This is a genomic window from Williamsia sp. z71, assembly GCF_059553375.1.
In genome coordinates, this window is record NZ_JCANWX010000001.1 from 558,446 (window position 1) to 574,345 (window position 15,900).

A 15,900-nucleotide genomic window follows, 5' to 3' on the forward strand; every position below is an offset into this window, starting at 1 on the left:
CGATCAGGAATTGGATACGTGTCTGACGACCAGTATTTGCCCCGCGATCAGGCCCGCGGCGAGTAGTCGACTACCTCAATCGGGATCCGGTGAGGATCTGTGACAGTTCTTCGCGGCTGTTGACCCCGGCCCGCTGTGCGGCGCGGTACAGGTGGCCTTCGACGGACCGCACAGAGACGGTCAACCGGGTGGCGATCTCGCTGTTGGACAGGCCGGCTGCAGCCAGAGTGATGATCTCGCACTGCCGCGCCGTGAAAGGTACGGCCACCGTGGACTGCAGCTGCGCAGGAGTTGCCGTGTGGCCGCATTCGATGGCCAGACGGCGCGACATCTCGGAGGCCAGGAGCGCCGATCCGCGCCGTTGCCTGCTGGTGAACATCCGGCCTGCCTGTGCCGCGGTGTCTGCGGCAGCCAGCCGGTCACCCATTGTTTCGTAGTATCCGGCGGCAGCGAGCACGCCGGCCGCATCATCGGTCGCCAGTGCGGCCGCGTGCCGCGCGGCGATGAGCGCCCGAGGCCCGTCGACCCGAGAAGTCAAGTCGCCGAGACGGTCTGCCAGGGTGAGGCAGCCGAGTTGGGTGGCGGTCTGCAGTGCCATCACCTCGTAGGCGAATTGGCCGCGGCGCCGCGCATCATCGGCGGACGCGATTGCCAGTTTGATCGCGTGGCTGACCGCACCCTCGACGGCGTGGGTCCACACCGTGGCCAGTGCCAACCCGGCTTCCATGAAGGTGTACTCGGAAGGCCAGAGCTCCGACAGCGTCTGCAGAGTTGTTCGAGCGCTGGATATTTCACCGCTGACGGCCTGCGCTTCTGCCAGCCAGATGAGACAGGACGGGCTCAGGCCGTGCGGGTTCGATGTGTCGTTCTCGATTCCCACTCGCGTATCGAGGAGTTCGGTGATCGCGGTCTGCACCCGCCCGCTTGCCAGCGCCGCGTGCCCGCGTAGGAACGTCGCCTGGATGTGGGTGGCACCGCCGACATCACGTGCGACCTCGGTGAATCGGTTGGCCTCGTCGAGGCAGCGGTCGACGCGTCCGGCTGCTCGGCAGGCGCGGGCGTGGATGGCTGCGAGCCAGAACTGTAGTTGTGCTGTCTGCCAGGAGCTCTCTGCTCTGACGAAGCCGCGTTGTGCGTATTCGGTTGCGGTATCGCACTTTCCGATGGCTCCGGCGGACATCACCATCGCGGCCGTGGCCATCATGGAGAAGAAGTCGCCGGCACCGGTCTCGGCCAGTGACGCCATCGCCAACCTGATTGCGTCGTTGGGTGATGCCTGCACCGAGAATATGCAGGCGCGGACCGCGTAGAGCTCCGAGCGTACGGCCGGGGTGAGTGTTTCGGGATCGATGTCATCGAGCAGTTCCGATGCTTCGGCAGGGCGGGCGAGCATCCAGACCAGGTTCGCCGCCCGCAAGATGTTCCAGCGGATGAAGTCCGGATGGCCCGGTTCGGCGGCGTGCTCGGTGAACGCCTGCTCGGCTCGGAGTCCCTGACCGGCCACCACCAGGGTCATCAGGTGAAAGTAGGCATCGTCTGGTGAGATGTCCAGGGCCAGTGCAGATGTGGCAAATCGGGTGGCCAGGTCGACGTCGAGCGAGAGCAGTGCGATCCGCGATGCCCGGGCCAGGAGCGGGGGATCGGGACGAAGGTCGGACTCGATCAGGAGTACCGCGTGCCGGAGCACCGCGGATGGCTCCTGGCGCGCACCGTCGGAGAGTGTGTTTGCGATCTCCGTTGCCAGGCGCCGGCGTCGGAGCAGACCGAGTTCGGCGCGTCGGACCTCGCCCAGCAGGGGGTGTCCGAGTCGGACGGTGATCGTTCCCGCCGGTGAGGCGCGGGTGCTGACGGCGCCCAATGATTCCGCGAGTTCCAGCGTCGGCTCGTCGACCAGTGAGGCCAGTTCGGCTGTTGTCAGCGGCTCGCTGACGGCCAGGAGGTCGACCAGATTCGCTATTGCAGGTGGGAGCGTGGTCATGTTGGCACGGATCGCTTCTGCCAGGGTCGGAGAGATGCTCAGGTCACCTGACCAGAACCACAAGCCGGAGGTGTTGCTGAAACGGCCCGCGGCGTGTTCTTCGTCGACGAGTTGCCGCAGTAACAGGACATTTCCGTCGCACAGGGTGTGCAGCCGGTTGAGGCTTGTCGATTCGATCGGTCCGCCGAAAGCTCGTTCGAGGAGCCGGCGGGTCTCGTCCCGGGACAGCGGCTGCAGTTCCAGGCGCGGCAGATGCCGGTCCTTCCAGAGTGCGGCGATGGCATCGGGCACGGCTTCTCCGGAGCGTATCGACACCAGCACATTGGCGAGCCCGCGCACGGTCAGTTCATGGATCACGAACGCGGACTGGTTGTCGAGTAGGTGGGCGTCGTCGACCGCCACGATCAGGGTCGTCTCGTCCGACGACGTCAGCTGGTCGAGCAGTCCGCGAATCTGCCGAAGTGGCTGTGCGTCCACGTCGAAGTCGAGGCCGATGTCGGAGAAAACGGCCAAGGGTACTTCCCGCGACGACAATGTCGCGGACACCCGATGACACCGGTATCCCAGGCGGCCTGCCGCTGAGAGGGCCTCGGTGCACAGTCGGGTCTTGCCGACACCGGCGGCGCCACCGATGATGATGCCGCCGCCGCCGCCGCGACGGGTGATCGCGGCAGTGGCGAGTTCGACTTCTTCGCGGCGTCCTGCGATCGGCCACTCGACGAACATGATCGGCCCCCTCGATCACAATTCACGATGTCTGAAAGCTCTGTCCGGTCTGGCTGCGACTGCCGCGTCGATACGTGTGACGCTAGGTCCGGCCGGCTGGGCGATCAAGCGAATTAGTCCGCTTGAATGCGTCGCCGGCGTAGGTGTGCCAGCTTTTGCTCGGCGACGGCGTAGAGCATCGGCAACGCGGTGATGTCGACGTCGAGGCAGTCGGCGACCGTTGGTGCCGGGATTCCGGCGGCCCGCAAACGAAGCGCGATCGAATACACCACCGGCAGTTCACTCATGGCGGTGTCGTGATCAGGCGTATCGGTGGCCACCCGTGCATCGTCATCCGATTCGGATGGCGGGGGTGGGGTAGCGGACTACCCCGATTGCGGGTGCCAATCGAGCGCCACACTCAACGCCGTGCGCTGCCGTGTGGTTTCCGGGATGTCAGAACTCGTCGAGCGTGACGTAGCCGTCTTGCAGGGCGCGCGCCAGGAGCGCCGCTTTGGTGTGTGCCGGACGGCCGCTGGCCGCGTATTTACCTCGGATCCGGTTGACGTGGGTATTGACGGTCGCCGCAGTGATGGACAATTCGCTGGCAGCGCTGGACTTCGAGTCATGTTTCACCCAGCAGCGCAGCACTTCGATTTCTCGCGCGGTCAGACGTGGCATGGCAAGCCCTCTGATGCTCAGAGGGGCAAGTGACAAGGTCATCGGAAGATCTCCTGGTGATTGGGTTCCCGGCCCAGGATGATCTTCTTACGAATGGCGGCGTTCGGATAGACACATCTTCTGGTTACACCAGAAATGCCTCATCGTTACCCTAACTAGCTAGCAAGGTCGGAGGCCGGATCCCCATGCACGTCAAGATCAATCCGCATCGTGCCAGACTTTTCGTCACTGCGATAGATCGAGATCAAACTGGACCGGCCGGGTGGTAGAACGCGGATTCTCAGCTGCCCGCCATCGGAGGTGTGAAGCACCTCGTTCACATGCTGCGTGACCCTCTGGTGGACCGCGGGCGAAATGTAGGTGAGCCCGCCGTCGTCGATCATCACGACATCGACACCTCTGCGCCGGGCGGCACGTACGTTGCCGGCGACCGACGCGTTGGTCAGTGCCGCCGCCTGTATCTGATCGCGGAGCTCACCCTCGAGCAAGGCACAGGTCTTCTTGTCGGCGTCGGAGAGCTGTTGACCCTCGGCGATCCGCGTGAGCATCGGCCGGACCATCGATTCGAGATCGGCCAGCCGCGATATGCGTTCCTCACGGGCGGCGTTGAGGGCGGCAGTTCGGGCCGCCTCGTCGGACTCGGCGCGGTTCATGGCCTCGATGGCGAGGATCGAATGCCGCAGGACCACCGCGAAGGCGGTGCCGATGACCAGTCGGCCAGGTACCAGCATCAACAAGACAACGTCTGGGCGTCCCTCGGAGAACAGCGCGGACCACGTGAGGATCAGGACGTAGCAGCCGGCAAAACTAGCCCAGGACAGCAGGATTCGACCGCGTAGACAGAGAATCACGCACAGGATGGCCACAAAGCTCAACAACCAAGGTGGCCGGCTGCTCTCGATCAACTCGGGCTCAGCGATCAGTAGCGTGAGCACCGCTGCCGGTAGTGCCAGGCAGGCGATGGCCGTGGATCGGGGTTCAAGGGGGTCTTTGCGCCCGAACGTGATCGCGCCTGCGGAGAGGCAGAGGAACCCCAGCGTGACGATGACCGGCCAGACGGAGCTGTCGGCGGGCAGGCTGCCGAAGGCAACAAAGGCGGTGATCACGACAAAACTCAGGAACGCCAGGGCGACGACGATTCTGGCGGTCACGTCGATCGCCGCCAGGTCAGGACAACGGTGGTTCCATGGCCGGGTTGCGAACTGATCGTCGCCGAACCGCCCGCGATCTGTTCCATCCTTCCGCGAATCGACAGCGCAATGCCCAAACGATCTGACGGGATGAGACTTTCATCGAATCCGACCCCGTCGTCTGAGATCTCGGTGATGAGTGCGTCGGTGCGCATTGTCACCAGGACCGAGCGCGTGGCTTCGGGCCCGGCGTGCCGGACACTGTTGTGCAAGGCCTCGGACATGGCGGACATCATCGCGTGTACGGCGTCCTGCGGATAGGTCGTCGACACTTCGATCGCTGCGGCGTTGCGTACCTGGCAGCCGGGATCCACGATCTCGGCGGCGGACTCGGCCTCCGCTATCACCTCGGTGGGGGCCATGGCGCGCTGCAGATCGTCATCGGCTCGAAGGTCGTCGAGTTGTTTGAGGGTGGCCAGCGCCTGACTCTGCAATTCGGCGTTGGTCCCCTCGCGGGACGCAGCCCACATGACCGACATGACGCGATCGTGCGTGATGGCGTCCAGTCGCGCGCGCTCATTTCGTCGGCTCTGCTCGGCGGCGGCGGCTTCGGCACGGGCTTTGGCGCGGACCTGGGCGCGATCGCGAAGCCTCCCGATTTCCAGGGCCATGACCGCGATGCTGAACGGAACGGCTGCCACGAACAGTCCCCACGCGAGGTCGGTGACGAACTCGGAGGCGGTGGTTCGCTCTGCCACGGACGCACTGATCAGGCGGGTTGACGTCACCGACACCAATAAATAGACGACCGCTGCGGGGAGCGGCATCGCAACGACTGCCGAAACGCTCGCGACGCCGACGATCGGCGTGATCCAAGCGCCGCCGCCGTTTGCGGTCGGCACTCCGTCCCACACGAGGGGGAACGAGGTGAAGACAACAACGTAGGCGATCGAGACCGCCCATGCGGTGCGATAGGTCCAACGGGTGTCCGGGATGTATGTGGAAACGAACATGGTCGCGGCGGGTACCACGATGAGTACCAGCGCGGCGATGGTCCACCACTCCGGAACCACTTCGGCGAGCGATCGGATCGGGGTGATCAGCAGAAGTGGGTACAGGCACATCGCGATCGACCCGAAGCGGCTGACCTGTCGGGCGGTGAGATCGATGGCCGATGTCGGAAGCGGCAACGCCAGCGCCGCCGGCCTCAGCGACGAAAGCGCCGCGGCATTGGTAACCATCCGTCCTCCAGTGCCCGTTTGTACAGATCGGTCTTTGTGCGTGCCGGACGACCTGCCTCGGAGTACTTCTGTTTGATCCGCCCCACATAGGAGTTCACGGTTTCGGCCGACAGTCCGGTGATCGAGGCCACCCGCGTTGCCGGTTCACCCGCGGCGTACAGCTCCAGGATTTGCCGCTGTCGGGGGCTGAGGTCAACCGCTGCGAGGTCGGGGTCGGAGTCGATGGCGGTTGCCCACTCCATCGTGGGAACCACCATGCCGGACAGTGCCGACCTGATCGCGCTGATCAGCTCGTCTACGTCGACCGATTTCCGCAGGATGCCGAGCACCCCGGAGGCGAGTGCTTCACGGATCAGGAATGGCTCGGATGCAGAGGTGAATACCAAGACATTGGGAGTGAGTGTGTGTAACTGCTCGATATTGCCACGCGGCCTCGAATCGTCGGAAAGTCGAAGGTCGAGCAGAGCAAGATCGATCGGTTCCCCCTGATCGATGAGCTTCGGCACGGTAGGCGCGTCGGCCACCACCGACAACCCATCTGCTTGATCGATGATCGAGACGAGGCCCCGCCGAGTGGTCGCAAAATCTTCTACGACTCCAATTCGGGCAAACTCGCGCGTCTCACCCATGGGTCACACGGTGAGAAATAGCGGATGCCTCCATTGGTGGAACCTACTAAGTCATGCCGTGCCTGAGCAGACACGACGTTTATTTTGCCGGTTCTGTTCGAACTCGGGCCCATGTACTTGAGCTGGTCAAAACATATCCTAGCGCTCACCTGCCCAAACCGCAGGATTAGGTGGTGATTGTGGACGGCGTCGACGTCGATACGCGCGTCTGTGAATGTGTTCCCGATACACGGGATTGTGACCCTGCAGTTGGGTCCAGACAGGCCTGATTCACCGCGTCGAACGGAGCCGTGGATCGAGACGGGACAGCGACTGTCGATTCGACAATGGCGGATCGGAAATCGCGGATGACTTTTGCGCGGCGCAATGTCAGCAATTCCGGCGGGCCCTCGAGTAAATATCGGCGAGCCAACCTTCGGGGATCGGATCCGAGCCGGTGAAGCCATTCGAGGCCCAGGCGTTGCAGCTGAACCGGGGCGCGGACGGTGGTTCCCGCCAGGAAATCTGCCGCCGCCCCGAAGGCCAGCAATGCGCGCGATCCGGTACGCGTGCCGAAGTGCTCAATCCACATTTCTTGGCGAGGTTTGCCCAATCCGACCACGAGTATGTCGACGCCGGCATTGCGGATCTCGTCGGCGTCCCGCACGCATTTGCGCGGGTCGGCCAGGTCGGAGCGATCAGGAGACCAGTAGCGCACGGGGCCGACGCCAGGGAAGTCCTGTTGAATTCGCGTGTCCAGCTTTTGGTGTAGGTCAGGGTAGCCACCGTAGAAACCGACGCTGCTTCCGGCGCGATCTGCTTCCGCAAGTATTGATGGCAGCAGGTCGGCGCCGGTCAAGCGCGGCCAGGGTCGCCCTGTCAGTTTCGTCGCGCGCGCAACGATGGGCGCCCCGTCGGCCAGCAGCGTCCAGTCGACACCGTCATCGCCGTGCCGGTCAGGGTGGTCGAGCCGGGAGCCGCTGGGGGAGGCGAAATGATGAAGGTGATCGAGGTTGACCGACCCGATCGCCAGCGGTGTGGTCCGCGGACCGCTCAGGCGTCTGCGCACTGCATCGAGCACCAGCTCTTCCGTACAGAGCTCGACGGGGACGTCCCCGACCATCATCGTGACCGTCTGGGGTGCCCGGGTTGTTTGTGAGTGCATCGTCGCTCTCCTGAAAATGGGGTGGTGTTGCGAGTGATCCGGCTAGTAGGCGCCGTGGCTCTTGATGACGGCATGTAAAGTGCGCCAGAGGATTACGAGGTCCTGCATGATGGACCAGTTCTCGACGTAGAGCAGGTCTAGGCGTACGGATTCGTCCCAGGACAGCTCGGATCGCCCGGAGATCTGCCAGAGTCCGGTCATCCCGGGGCGAACGAGCATCCTGCGGACCACCGGGCCGCGGTATTGCGCGACCTCTTCGCGCAGTGGTGGTCGCGGTCCGACCAGGCTCATCTCGCCGGTCAGGACGTTGATCAGTTGGGGGAGCTCGTCGAGGCTGAAACGCCGCAGAAAGGCGCCGACACGAGTGACGCGGGGATCCTGACGCATCTTGAACAGGACGCCGTTCCCATCGGAGTTCTCGGCAAGCGCAGCCTTTTGCTGGTCAGCGCCGTCAACCATGCTGCGGAACTTCCACATGAGGAACGGGTTATTGCTGAGTCCCATCCGCTCGGCGCGATAGAAGACCGGCCCGGGCGAACTGAACTTAACCGCAATTGCACAGGTCAAAAGGATGGGTGTCAGGAGCAGCAGAAGCGCGCCTGCTCCGATTCGGTCGACTCCGGCTTTGAGGAACCGGTTTGCGCCGGCATAACGCGGTTTATCGATATGCACCATCGGAAGCCCGGCCACCGGGCGCAACATCATCCGGGGCCCCGCGATGTCCGTGACGCCGGGCGCGACCACCATGTCGACGTCCATCGCCTCGAGCTCCCAGGAGAGCTCGCGCATCACCGAATAACCAAGGGCCGATGCGGAAGTCACCGCGACGGTTGTGGCACCGGTCTGTTTGACGGCGTTGGTGAGCCCGTCAAGGTCCGCGGCCGGCGGTTGACGCGGCCCAAGCGGCGTCGCACTCGAACCATGGTGGCCGCTGGTGGAAGACGTATGGCCCCTGGTGTTCACCAGGCCGACCACTTTGTAACCCAGGATCGGGTTGTCTTCGATGCGGTCGATCAACGGAATCGAAGAATCGGAATCACCCACCACAAGTATTCGTTGGAGGTTTGTTCCATTCGCCCGCTGGCGGGTCAGATTCTTACGCCACGCCCATCGCCCGAAGAGTAAGGAAATTGTGCCGAAGGGCAATGCGACTGCCACGAACCCGCGAGCAATATCCAGTTTGAATACCAAGTCAAAAATCGCCAAGAAACCGAAAGCCATAAAACAGGCAGTAACTACGCGACTGTATTCTGTCGCGCCCGATCCGATGATTCTCTTGTCTGTGCTCTGCGTTGTTCGCAGTGCCACAATCCATGCCAGTGACAGCGCAATTGTCTCGATGAGGAGATGGCCTTTATGAGCAATTGCCAAATCGCCGTTTCTGGAGAATCGGATTATTACCGCGCCGGCCACTGCGCCGAGTACCAACGTCAGGTCGGTCCAGCGGATGCGTCGCACATACGCCGCCGCCCATCGCTCTAAAGTGCCGGTTACCAGCTCAAGGGGTGGTCTGTCGGTCTGGGTCGGTGCAGTGTGCGCTTCGTTCAGCATGACCGCCGTACCCCTTCCACTGTTCGTATTTCGAGTGTGGATGCAGGTTTTCTGATGCCACCAGTAATCGAATATGGGCGAAATTACCGCTGATCACTTGACTGACCACATAGTCCATTTGGGTTACAGGGTGATTCGGACAAATATGTGACCCGATAAATTTCAGAATTGGTTGTGAGTCGGTAGGTATCTATATCAATAGAAGATCATCCATAGCCAAGCTCAGAATGAACTTAAAGCTCAGATATGCATCACACGCGCGTATGTGAGGTCGGAAGTCATTGCCTTTACTTCGGGCTTTTCTGGCTGCTTACGAACAAATTCAATCAATCCGCCTACAAACGGTACTTATGCTAATCACAAGGAAGATCGTCTGAACGTATTCAGTTTCGAATCTGGCTCGCGATTTCGGCAATACCCCACGCATAATCGGCATTGTGACCCACGTCCGCGACCGGGAGACGGACACATCCGCCCGGACGAGCGTGCATCTTGGCTACCTCGGTGGTCGCCCACGCGTTCTATCAAGGAGCAATCGATGAAGAAGCAACTCGGCGTGGCAGTCGTCGGCGCCGGCTACTGGGGCCCGAACCTGGTACGCAACTTCCGGGCCTCGCCGGACTGGGATCTCGTCGCGGTGTGTGACCTGGACCAGCAGCGTGCTCGCGCGGTGATCGGACCGCGGTCGACGGTGGTCGCCGAGTCGTCATTCGAGCGACTGCTGGAGCGAGATGACATCGACGCCGTCGCGATCGCCACACCGGCGCAGACCCACTCGGCGCTGGCGATGGCCGCACTCGAAGCCGGCAAGCATGTGCTGGTGGAGAAGCCCCTGGCCCCGAGTGTGGCCGAGGCGGGGGTGATGGTGGAGGCCGCTCGTGACGCGGATCGAGTCCTGATGATCGATCACACGTACTGCTACACACCGGCGGTGCAGTACATCGCCCAGGCCGTGCAGGCCGGGACGCTCGGCAACATCATGTACATCGACTCGACTCGGATCAACCTGGGACTGGTGCAGCCCGATGTCGACGTCTTCTGGGACCTGGCGCCGCACGATTTGTCGATTCTCGACTTCATTCTTCCGGGAGGACTCAATCCGGTTGAGGTGAGTGCGACCGGCGCCGACCCGCTTCGGGTCGGCAATGCCTGCGTCGGTCACATCTCGCTGACCATGATCGACGGCTCGACAGCCCACATCAATGTGAATTGGCTCTCGCCCACCAAGATTCGGCAGATGGTCATAGGCGGCAGCCATCGGACCGTCGTCTGGGATGATCTCGACGCGCAACGCCGGGTGGCTGTTCACGACCGGGGTGTCGACCTGGCCTTCGGCCGGTCCGAGGATGAACGGCAGGCCGCGCGAGTCTCATACCGCCTGGGAGACATAACGGTTCCGGCACTCAACGAGAAAGAAGCACTCGCGACGATGGTGGGAGAGTTTGCCGACGCGATCAGATCCGGGCGGACGGCACGCACCGACGGCGCGGCTGGCCTGCGGGTGCTGTCGGTGCTCGAAGCGGTCTCGGAAAGCCTGGCCGCGCGTGGGCGCCCGATCAAGCCGCGTCAGCACGACAAGGCTCTTGCCTTCCGGAGTGCGTCATGACCGCATTGACAGGTGCGTCCGTCCTGGTGACCGGTGGCGCCGGCACGATCGGATCAACAATCGTCGACCAGTTGTTGGATCAGGGTGTGGATCGGATCGTGGTCCTGGACAACCTGGTTCGTGGTCGCGAGGCGAATCTTTATGTCGCGCTCGATGATCCACGTACCGAGTTGGTGGTCGGCGATCTACGTGATCGTGATCTGGTGAATGATCTGACCAAGGGGTCCGACCTGGTGTTTCATCAGGCAGCCATCCGGATCACCCAGTGCGCCGAAGAGCCGCGGCTTGCGCTCGATGTGCTGGTCAACGGTACCTTCACGGTGCTGGAAGCGGCCGCCGCGCACGGTGTGGGCAAGGTGATCGCGGCATCGTCTGCGTCCGTGTACGGAATGGCTGAGCAGTTCCCGACGAATGAGCGTCACCACCACCACAACAACGACACCTTCTACGGTGCGGCCAAGAGCTTCAACGAAGGCATGCTCCGCAGCTTTCGGGCGATGTACGGGATGAAGTACGTCGCACTGCGGTACTTCAACGTGTACGGGCCGCGGATGGATGTGCATGGTTTGTACACCGAGGTGCTGGTCCGCTGGATGGAACGGATCGCGGATGGCCTTCCGCCGGTGATCTTCGGTGACGGGTCGCAGACGATGGACTTCGCGTACACCGAAGACATCGCACGCGCGAACATTCTGGCCGCTCTCAGTGACATCGATGAAGGGGTCTACAACATTGCCAGCGGCGCCGAGACGTCACTGCTGGAGCTTGCCGATTCCCTGTTGCGCGCCATGGATTCGCCGTTGTCGGTAGAGCACGGTCCGGAGCGAGCCGTGAACGGGGTGGCACGACGACTCGCCGACGTCGCAGCGGCCCGGCGTGACCTCGGCTTCAGCACGGAAGTGAATGTCGAGGACGGACTACGTGCGCTCGTGCGATGGTGGGAACCTCAGCGTGAAAGCATCGCGGCCGGGCGAGGCGTGGCCTCATGACTGCCGTGACCAGGCTAAACGTGATGCAGCCGTACCTTGGTGACGAAGAGATCGCGGCGGTGACCGAGGTCCTCGAATCCGGGTGGGTCGCACAAGGCCCCAGGGTCGCGGAATTCGAAACCCGCTTCGCTGCGGCGGTGGACTCCCGCAATGCGGTTGCAGTGTCGAGTTGTACTGCCGCCCTCCATCTGTCGATGGTGGTGGCAGGTGTAGAGCCTGGCGACGACGTGGTGGTGCCGTCATTTTCATTTGTGGCGACCGCCAACGCGCCGACGTATGTCGGCGCCAACCCGGTGTTCGCCGACGTCGATCCGATCACCGGCAACGTGACCCCCGCGACCATCAAAGCCGCACTGACACCGGGAACCACTGCGGTGATCGCCGTTGATCAGGGCGGCGTACCCGCCGACATCGCCGCCATCAAGGCGCTGTGCGAACCACGGGGCATCACGGTGATCGAGGATGCGGCGTGCGGGGCGGGTTCACGGCTCGCGAACCGCCCGGTGGGGGTGCACGCCGACATCGCGGTGTGGTCGTTTCATCCGCGCAAACTGCTCACCACCGGTGAAGGCGGCATGCTGACCACCAACCGGCCGGACTGGGCCGACCGTGCGCGGAAGTTACGTGAGCATGCGATGAGTGTGAGTGCAACACAACGTCACCAGAGCGTACTGGCTCCGGCAGAGCAGTACCTCGAGGTCGGATTCAACTACCGGATGACCGACCTACAGGCTGCGGTCGGCATCGTGCAGCTGGGTCGGCTCGGCGAAATGGTGACCCGGCGTCGTGTCATGGCGGGGATGTATCAGGATGCGCTCGCGGATATGCCCGGCGTGCGCTGCGTGGCCGACCCCGTCGGCGGGCGAGCGAACTTCCAATCGTTCTGGATCGAAGTCGGTGCCGGGCATCGCAACTCCCGTGACGAACTACTCGGTGAACTCGCAACGGTCGGAATCTCGGCCCGCAGGGGAATCATGGCCGCGCATCGTCAGCCTGCGCATGCGTGGCGCGAGCACGCTGACCTGACAGTCACCGAACGGTTGACCGATTCGACGCTGATCCTGCCACTGTTTCACCAGATGACCTCTGACGACCTGTTCCGGGTCGTGGACGTGATCAGGGGCAACTGATGCGATCGGTGATCTTGATCGGTGCCGGCGGCCTCGCCAGAGAGGTCATCGCATTGCTCGAAGACTCTTCGGAGTACAAGGCGATCGGTCTGCTGGACGACAACACAACAGTGCACGGCACCGACATTGGTGGCTTGCCCGTTCTCGGTGGGATCGACTCGGCCGGTGACCACGACGACTCCGACTTCCTGGTCTGCACCGGATCGGGCCGGTCGCGCCGGCTGATAGTCGAACGGTTGCTCCGGCTGGGAATCGACAGTGCGCGGTATGCCACTGTCATCGCCCCGGACGTGCGAATCCCCACGGATTCCGAGGTCGGTTCGGGGGCCATTCTCCTGGCAGGCACCGTGCTCACCACCTCGGTGTCGATCGGAGACCACGCCGTGCTGATGCCGCGCGTGGTCTGTACGCACGACAATCGGATCGCGGACTTCGGGACCCTTTGTGCTGGAGTGACTCTCGGCGGGTCCGTCGTGGTGGAAGAACAGGCGTATCTGGGTATGAACAGCGCCGTCAAACAGAACGTGCGGGTAGGAACTGGTGCGGTTCTGGGCATGGGCTCGGTGCTGCTGGTCGACCTACCGGACCACCAGGTCTGGGCGGGTAACCCCGCCCATCCCATCAATCATGGAGCCAGCAGGGAATGACGATAGAGCGACTTGCCCCGCGCACCGAAGTGCCCTTTGTGGATCTCGTGTCGCAGTTCGACGACGTCGCCGCCGAGGTGATGCCGCAGGTGCAAGACCTGCTGCAGAGCGCCGGGTACATAGGCGGGAAACCGGTGGCAGATTTCGAGGCGGCATACGCTGCTTATTCTGGTGCGCGCCACTGCGTTGGCGTCGGAAACGGCACCGATGCCATCGAGATCGCGCTGCGCGCAGTCGGAATCGGACCGGGTGACGAGGTGATTCTGCCGGCCAACTCGTTCATCGCGACTGCCGAGGCCGTGAGCCGAGCAGGTGCGACGCCGGTGCTGGTCGATGTGGACCCGCAATACCTGCTGATCGATCCGGAGCAGGTCGAGGCGGCGATCACCACCCGCACCCGCGCGATCATCCCCGTCCATCTGTTCGGTCAGAGTGCGCCCGTTGCAGAGCTTGTTGACATGGCGAACCGGCACGGTGTGGCCATCATCGAGGATGGCGCCCAGTCCCAGGGTGCAAGTCGATACGGCGTCCCGGCAGGGACGATCGGGATCGCCTCGGCGACAAGCTTTTACCCGGGCAAGAACCTCGGCGCAGCCGGTGACGCCGGTGCGGTGCTGACGAGTGATGAATCATTAGCGGATCGGGTCAGGACCATTGCTGCCCATGGGAGTCGGGAAAAGTATGTGCATGATCTGATCGGTCTGAACTCCAGGCTCGATGCCATCCAGGCCGTGGTCCTGCGGGCAAAGCTGGGACATCTGGAACGGTGGAATCAACTGCGGCGTAACGCCGCCGACCGATACGGCGAGTTGCTCGCGACCTTCGAGGGCGTGCGCGTGCCCAGCTCGGCCCCGGGAAATGTCGATGTGTGGCACCTGTACGTGGTGCGGGTGGACAACCGCGACCGCGTACTCGAGGGACTCGGCGCCGAAGGGATCGGCGCGGGCATCCACTATCCGACACCGATTCATCTGACGGGGGCATACAGGGCGGGACATCGGACCGGGCAATTCCCGGTCAGTGAGCAGGCGGCGGGTCAAATACTTTCGCTGCCGATGTTTCCGCATATCTCGAGCGGTCAGCAAGAGCGCGTCGCCGACTGTTTGGGGATGATCGTCGGTGGCGCCAGATGAGGCAGTGCTTGCGACCACCACGTTGGTGTGGGAACCGTCGTCGAAGGTGAATCGAATGCGAATACTGGTCTATCCCAAAGACCTCCGATCCGGCGATAGCCAGCGGAGTGCAGTCGAACTGGGAGGGGCCCTGGCTGCGATCGGGCATTCGGTCACAGTGATCGGCGTGCCCGGGATGCTGGTCGAACGGGTACGCGAGCTCGATGTGGAGCTGGTTTTGCTGCCTTGCGGTCCGGTGAAGAGCACCTTGCAGACGGTCCTGCGGTTGCGGAAGGTCATCCGGGAGCGATCAATCGATGTCATCCACGCCTTCGAGTGGGAAGCAATATCTGAAGCGTTCATCGCCGCGAATCTGAGCAGCCGGGAAGTGGCAGTGGTCGGCACGATTCATTCGAGAGGCCCATCCCCGATCCTGCCGCACACGGTCCCCCTGCTGATGGGAGCCCGGAGCGCGGCGGCGGAGAAGCGGATCGCCGGCTTCGCTCGGGTGGGTGTGCTGGAGCCGTGGGTCGACACAGTGGAGAACGAACCGGGACTACCCGCCGCCACCGGAAACTTCCTGCAGCGCTGCCACATCGACACCAGCGGGTTGGTGGTGGCGTTGGTGACATCACTGGACAGTGAACGATCCATCAGCCGGCTGATGACTGTGATCGAGACAATCGGGGACATCGCGGCCGAAGGCACCTCCGTGCAACTGCTGGTGGTCGGCGATGGAGCACTACACGGGTCGGCAGCGGTGCGAGCAACCGAATTCAACGCGCGTTCCGGGCGTGAGGTGGTCGTGCTTGCAGGTGAATTGCTCGATCGTCGAGTTGCGTACGCGGCCGCAGACGTGGTGGTGGCGTCCGGCAGCTCGGTGGCTCATGGCATGGCCTTCGGGAAACCGGTTGTCATTGCAGGTGAACGGGGATTCTTCAGGCCATTGAGCCATGCGACCATCGAGGAGTTCACCTGGAGTGGATGGTACGGCGTCGGTAGCGGAACTCGTCTGGGGAAAACTGAACTACTGACTGCACTCGAGCCGCTACTCGAGAGTGAGCGACTTCGTGAGTACCGGGGCACGTATTCACGAGAAGTGGTGGCGGCCTACGGGTTGGGTGAAGCAGTTCAGCGGCAACTCCAAGAATATGTCGATGCCCTCAACACGAAGGTCGGCCGGGTCGCGAGGCTTGTCGACATAAGTCGGGTGGGTGTAGCCCTGCTGCTTCGGCGTGGATTGCGGCCGAGGTCGCGCCGCCGACCCCACCGGAACCGAATGGTCCTGCCCGACACCGAAAACACTCACCCTGACCACACCGTGAACGCGCGGTGCGGATAGCTATGAAGGCGACTG

Annotated in this window: 14 protein-coding genes; 6 read left to right on the forward strand and 8 right to left on the reverse strand. The window is 63.0% G+C overall.

Annotated elements, in window-relative coordinates; all coding sequences use genetic code 11:
* Positions 1–70: 70 nt before the first annotated feature.
* The 8 genes from AC51GR_RS02495 to AC51GR_RS02530 form a co-directional block, all read right to left on the reverse strand.
* A complete protein-coding gene (locus AC51GR_RS02495; protein ID WP_496323051.1) occupies positions 71–2,704 on the reverse strand; it encodes a helix-turn-helix transcriptional regulator in 2,634 nt (877 codons plus the stop codon).
* 113 nt (positions 2,705–2,817) lie between these two features.
* A complete protein-coding gene (locus AC51GR_RS02500) occupies positions 2,818–3,024 on the reverse strand; it encodes a hypothetical protein (RefSeq protein WP_496323052.1) in 207 nt (68 codons plus the stop codon).
* 115 nt (positions 3,025–3,139) lie between these two features.
* The gene (locus AC51GR_RS02505) at positions 3,140–3,406 is read right to left on the reverse strand and encodes a LuxR C-terminal-related transcriptional regulator (RefSeq protein ID WP_496323053.1); all 267 of its coding nucleotides are present in this window, start codon (positions 3,404–3,406) and stop codon (positions 3,140–3,142) included.
* Between the two features lie 113 nt (positions 3,407–3,519).
* The gene (locus tag AC51GR_RS02510; RefSeq protein WP_496323054.1) at positions 3,520–4,515 is read right to left on the reverse strand and encodes a DUF8320 family protein; all 996 of its coding nucleotides are present in this window, start codon (positions 4,513–4,515) and stop codon (positions 3,520–3,522) included.
* Positions 4,512–5,735, reverse strand: coding sequence for a sensor histidine kinase (locus AC51GR_RS02515; RefSeq protein ID WP_496323055.1), 1,224 nt, complete (start codon positions 5,733–5,735; stop codon positions 4,512–4,514). Before AC51GR_RS02515 ends, AC51GR_RS02510 begins: the two co-directional genes overlap by 4 nt.
* Positions 5,702–6,364, reverse strand: a complete 663-nt coding sequence (locus tag AC51GR_RS02520) for a response regulator transcription factor (protein WP_496323056.1) — start codon at positions 6,362–6,364, stop codon at positions 5,702–5,704. The genes AC51GR_RS02515 and AC51GR_RS02520 overlap by 34 nt, the downstream gene beginning before the upstream one ends.
* Positions 6,365–6,530: 166 nt before the next feature.
* Positions 6,531–7,508, reverse strand: a complete 978-nt coding sequence (locus tag AC51GR_RS02525; RefSeq protein ID WP_496323057.1) for a WecB/TagA/CpsF family glycosyltransferase — start codon at positions 7,506–7,508, stop codon at positions 6,531–6,533.
* A 42-nt stretch (positions 7,509–7,550) separates the two neighbouring features.
* The gene (locus AC51GR_RS02530) at positions 7,551–9,059 is read right to left on the reverse strand and encodes a sugar transferase (protein WP_496323058.1); all 1,509 of its coding nucleotides are present in this window, start codon (positions 9,057–9,059) and stop codon (positions 7,551–7,553) included.
* Positions 9,060–9,597: 538 nt separating this feature from the next.
* Here AC51GR_RS02530 and AC51GR_RS02535 point away from each other — a divergent pair.
* The 6 genes from AC51GR_RS02535 to AC51GR_RS02560 are packed head-to-tail and all read left to right on the forward strand — an operon-like array spanning position 9,598 to position 15,885.
* Positions 9,598–10,665 (forward strand): Gfo/Idh/MocA family protein, encoded by a 1,068-nt coding sequence (locus AC51GR_RS02535; protein WP_496323059.1) that lies wholly within the window; start codon positions 9,598–9,600, stop codon positions 10,663–10,665.
* Positions 10,662–11,654, forward strand: a complete 993-nt coding sequence (locus tag AC51GR_RS02540; RefSeq protein WP_496323060.1) for an NAD-dependent epimerase/dehydratase family protein — start codon at positions 10,662–10,664, stop codon at positions 11,652–11,654. Before AC51GR_RS02535 ends, AC51GR_RS02540 begins: the two co-directional genes overlap by 4 nt.
* Positions 11,655–11,677: 23 nt before the next feature.
* Positions 11,678–12,784: a DegT/DnrJ/EryC1/StrS family aminotransferase gene (locus AC51GR_RS02545; protein WP_496323061.1), complete on the forward strand. Its 1,107-nt coding sequence runs from the start codon at positions 11,678–11,680 to the stop codon at positions 12,782–12,784.
* Entirely contained in the window at positions 12,784–13,431 is a 648-nt protein-coding gene (locus tag AC51GR_RS02550; protein WP_496323062.1) for a NeuD/PglB/VioB family sugar acetyltransferase, read from the forward strand. The genes AC51GR_RS02545 and AC51GR_RS02550 overlap by 1 nt, the downstream gene beginning before the upstream one ends.
* Positions 13,428–14,564, forward strand: a complete 1,137-nt coding sequence (locus AC51GR_RS02555) for a DegT/DnrJ/EryC1/StrS family aminotransferase (protein WP_496323063.1) — start codon at positions 13,428–13,430, stop codon at positions 14,562–14,564. Before AC51GR_RS02550 ends, AC51GR_RS02555 begins: the two co-directional genes overlap by 4 nt.
* Positions 14,565–14,619: 55 nt before the next feature.
* Positions 14,620–15,885, forward strand: a complete 1,266-nt coding sequence (locus AC51GR_RS02560) for a glycosyltransferase (protein ID WP_496323064.1) — start codon at positions 14,620–14,622, stop codon at positions 15,883–15,885.
* The last annotated feature ends 15 nt before the right edge of the window (positions 15,886–15,900 follow it).

What these genes read in the sequence shown, in the direction of transcription:
- AC51GR_RS02495 (WP_496323051.1), bottom strand. Translation starts at nt 2,704, where the DNA reads ATGTTCGTCGAGTGGCCGATCGCAGGACGCCGCGAAGAAGTCGAACTC.
- AC51GR_RS02505 (WP_496323053.1), bottom strand. Translation starts at nt 3,406, where the DNA reads ATGACCTTGTCACTTGCCCCTCTGAGCATCAGAGGGCTTGCCATGCCA.
- AC51GR_RS02515 (WP_496323055.1), bottom strand. Translation starts at nt 5,735, where the DNA reads ATGGTTACCAATGCCGCGGCGCTTTCGTCGCTGAGGCCGGCGGCGCTG.
- AC51GR_RS02520 (WP_496323056.1), bottom strand. Translation starts at nt 6,364, where the DNA reads ATGGGTGAGACGCGCGAGTTTGCCCGAATTGGAGTCGTAGAAGATTTT.
- AC51GR_RS02525 (WP_496323057.1), bottom strand. Translation starts at nt 7,508, where the DNA reads ATGCACTCACAAACAACCCGGGCACCCCAGACGGTCACGATGATGGTC.
- AC51GR_RS02530 (WP_496323058.1), bottom strand. Translation starts at nt 9,059, where the DNA reads ATGCTGAACGAAGCGCACACTGCACCGACCCAGACCGACAGACCACCC.
- AC51GR_RS02535 (WP_496323059.1), top strand. Translation starts at nt 9,598, where the DNA reads ATGAAGAAGCAACTCGGCGTGGCAGTCGTCGGCGCCGGCTACTGGGGC.
- AC51GR_RS02540 (WP_496323060.1), top strand. Translation starts at nt 10,662, where the DNA reads ATGACCGCATTGACAGGTGCGTCCGTCCTGGTGACCGGTGGCGCCGGC.
- AC51GR_RS02545 (WP_496323061.1), top strand. Translation starts at nt 11,678, where the DNA reads ATGCAGCCGTACCTTGGTGACGAAGAGATCGCGGCGGTGACCGAGGTC.
- AC51GR_RS02550 (WP_496323062.1), top strand. Translation starts at nt 12,784, where the DNA reads ATGCGATCGGTGATCTTGATCGGTGCCGGCGGCCTCGCCAGAGAGGTC.
- AC51GR_RS02555 (WP_496323063.1), top strand. Translation starts at nt 13,428, where the DNA reads ATGACGATAGAGCGACTTGCCCCGCGCACCGAAGTGCCCTTTGTGGAT.
- AC51GR_RS02560 (WP_496323064.1), top strand. Translation starts at nt 14,620, where the DNA reads ATGCGAATACTGGTCTATCCCAAAGACCTCCGATCCGGCGATAGCCAG.